This is a genomic window from Shigella sp. SIG6 (genome assembly GCF_053555815.1).
Window position 1 is genome coordinate 1 of sequence record NZ_JBQZXC010000224.1, and the last position, 2,932, is coordinate 2,932.

The 2,932-nt window shown below is 48.3% G+C and carries 4 protein-coding genes and 1 tRNA gene; 2 read left to right on the forward strand and 3 right to left on the reverse strand.

Going from position 1 to position 2,932, the window contains the following annotated elements; genetic code table 11:
• Window positions 1-371: 371 nt before the first annotated feature.
• The 3 genes from ACUU1M_RS19595 to ACUU1M_RS19605 form a co-directional block, all read right to left on the reverse strand.
• A complete protein-coding gene (locus tag ACUU1M_RS19595; RefSeq protein WP_000875411.1) occupies window positions 372-581 on the reverse strand; it encodes a hypothetical protein in 210 nt (69 codons plus the stop codon).
• Between the two features lie 644 nt (window positions 582-1,225).
• Window positions 1,226-1,301 (reverse strand) — tRNA-Phe (locus tag ACUU1M_RS19600).
• 105 nt (window positions 1,302-1,406) lie between these two features.
• Window positions 1,407-2,129 (reverse strand): DUF554 domain-containing protein, encoded by a 723-nt coding sequence (locus ACUU1M_RS19605; protein WP_152029061.1) that lies wholly within the window; start codon window positions 2,127-2,129, stop codon window positions 1,407-1,409.
• Between the two features lie 152 nt (window positions 2,130-2,281).
• Here ACUU1M_RS19605 and yqgH point away from each other — a divergent pair, with 152 nt between their 5' ends.
• Together yqgH and ACUU1M_RS19615 are read left to right on the forward strand one after the other, a co-directional pair.
• Window positions 2,282-2,365, forward strand: coding sequence for a protein YqgH (yqgH, locus tag ACUU1M_RS19610; RefSeq protein ID WP_211180506.1), 84 nt, complete (start codon window positions 2,282-2,284; stop codon window positions 2,363-2,365).
• Window positions 2,366-2,526: 161 nt separating this feature from the next.
• Window positions 2,527-2,932: Orn/Lys/Arg decarboxylase N-terminal domain-containing protein (locus tag ACUU1M_RS19615; protein WP_449144758.1), on the forward strand; the 406-nt coding region annotated here is incomplete at its 3' end.

Genomic DNA, 2,932 nt, shown 5'->3' on the forward strand with positions numbered 1-2,932 from the left:
TGAGGAGTCCCCAGAAAAGAAGACAGGCATAGAGTTTTGTGATCTACTGATTGCGCTAACAAATTCAATGAGATCACCTCTATGCCTGCCCGTTAAGTATGTCAGGCTTTTTTCCGTAATGCTCTAACTTCCACGCATTGGTTTCTGACATCAAATAAGGCTATGACTTTCTCTCCCTTTTAATCTCATTCTGATCTAAAACCATATCTTAAAAAAATGCATGGGTATTTTAATTATTTTGATGTTGATCTAACGCACTCAAGGACCATTTTATTACCGATTATCCATTCTATTTAACTGTTGCGATATAAATGTTTGTTTTAGGTGCTTTAATTCAGTACAAGTCATCAAACCGTACCAGACCCTGACTGTCAGTGACACCGACAGGTGGGGGCGGCGGTGTTGGGGTCAAACTGAGTGTGTCTGCCTCTGGCCCACAGAGCCAGCTCTGCCGCCATTGCCCGTGGATGATACTCCAGCTGCACGTTGAGACCGGAAACTGGGTTGTTGTTCTCATCCACGAACTGCAGCGCCAGCCAGTGCATCCGCTGCTTACCGCAGGCGACTTCTTTGTACTTCATTTTGTGACTCAGGCAGGTGACTGTCGTGTTGCCTGTTGCGTCCATTTTGCGGTTAAACCCTTTTAATTCAATTTGTTAAATTGCTTTCCACCTTTTGCGGGGCGCGACTTAACCAAAATATTCACTGTTATCATAATATGCAATGGGCTGGAGGTTGCAGGTCATTTAGGGATTTTCTGTAAGCCCCGTTTTGCAGAACGTTCTATCTCCGATTGAGATCCTGTCTCTCGGTATTACCGGTAGTCTGGCCATAATCCCCTATGGATCATATTGATATAGTAGGCATAACACCCAAAAGTTGACTAAAGCTAAATCAATCAGAGTGAAAAATGTTCGGTTTGATGTAGGGGGGGACTGAGGAGGGGCCAACGCAGGTGGTATGCGTTTTACTTCAGACCGGACAAAGACCGGATGTATCCGTGCAGTAATGAATCCGTTAGCCAGGTGCTCATGTGGAAATAGTGTCTATTGGGGATTTGAAGTTTGACAGAAAAGGCCACAGTGACCAGAAGGGGGCTACTTAGAAGAAATGTTCAGGCTGGATGGAAGAGGTAAAGCAGTGACATCAGCATTCAAAGTGACCGGATATCTACCAGAACCCCAGAAAGCAAAAAACCAGCCCGTAGGCTGGTTCTTCTAAATAGTGGTGCCCGGACTCGGAATCGAACCAAGGACACGGGGATTTTCAATCCCCTGCTCTACCGACTGAGCTATCCGGGCAACGGGGCGCATTAAACCTGATTCGCCTCGTCTCGTCAATCAAATTTCTTCAATTTACTGCAGACTGCACAATCTATCATCACTTTGCCGCTATTGCACGCATTGTCAGGCAAACCAGGCGGTCCAGGCGGCGGAAAGCGGCATTGCCAGAAGGAGTGCTGGAAGCATGTTGACCACCGGGAACATTTTAATGCCACAGATGCGTAATCCGGTTGCCAGCAGCAATAAACCGCCTACGGCGCTGAAGTCTGCCATCATCGACGGTGTGGTCAGCGGTAATATCAGCGCGGCAGCCCACGCCAGCGTTAACTGGATGATCAGTAATGGGATGATCAGTAATGGGATACTAATTACCGACACCGCAATACCCAGCGAGCAGGCGAAGATCATCGCCGTAAAGAAATCAAGAAATGACTTGGCGATTAAAATACTCGGATCGCCGGTCATTCCTTCGTTCATCGCCCCGAAGATCCCGGTGCCGCTGGCGCAAAACAGGACAATAATCGCGACATAATTCTGAATAAAAGATTCATGCGCTGGCTTCTTACGTGAGTGACGAAACAGATTTTGTGCTTTGGCGACTGCTGTATTGACACCTTTCTCCAGCAAACAAATTTCGCCAATTAGAGCGCCAAGTAGCGTAGCTAAAACCATCGCTGGAAGGTTGGCGCATTTCACAACCAGTAAAATACCAATCCCCAGCGATGCCAGACCAAAAATAGATGTCATGGAGACGCGGATACGTTCCGGTAAGCGTTGGCTGAGCAGTGCGCCGAGAACGCCACCCAGTAAGACTGCACTAGCGTTGATAAAAGGGCCGATGACCACAAGAGTTCCTGTTAGCTGTATTGTTTGATTTTCTTATTATGAACTTTTTGCCTTGTTGATGGCTTGTCTGGTCGCAAAGTCCTGGCTTGCACGCCTTAGCGAAAGGTGCCATGATTGCGCGAATTTTCTCCTCTCTGTACGGAGTTTGCCCGATGCACGCCATCTCCTTACATTCTCTCGCTTATCGCCGTTTCGCGCGAAACGTTTCCCTTTCTATGTTACTGCTCATGCGGTGAAGTTAACGCACGCTCACTGCAGGACAACAGTAAAATCAGAGCGTTTCTGCTTTTACTGATGTCTGGCGGTCGGAGCTGGTGACCAGTTTGACCCATATCTCATGGGGCAGGGTTTTCCACCTTGTCCGGTATTCTTACTTCCCCGAAACGGGTTTGCGCTTATGAAATCAATGAATATTGCCGCCAGTAGTGAACTGGTATCCCGACTTTCTTCTCATCGCCGCGTGGTGGCGTTGGGAGATACTGATTTTACGGACGTCGCGGCAGTCGTCATTACCGCTGCGGATAGTCGCAGTGGCATTCTTGCGTTGCTTAAGCGCACCGGTTTTCATCTACCGGTGTTTTTGTATTCCGAACATGCTGTTGAATTACCTGCGGGCGTTACGGCGGTAATCAACGGCAACGAGCAGCAGTGGCTGGAGCTGGAATCCGCAGCCTGTCAGTATGAAGAGAATTTGCTGCCACCGTTTTATGACACGCTGACGCAGTACGTTGAGATGGGCAACAGCACCTTTGCTTGCCCTGGACATCAACATGGTGCGTTCTTTAAAAAGCATCCTGCCGGAC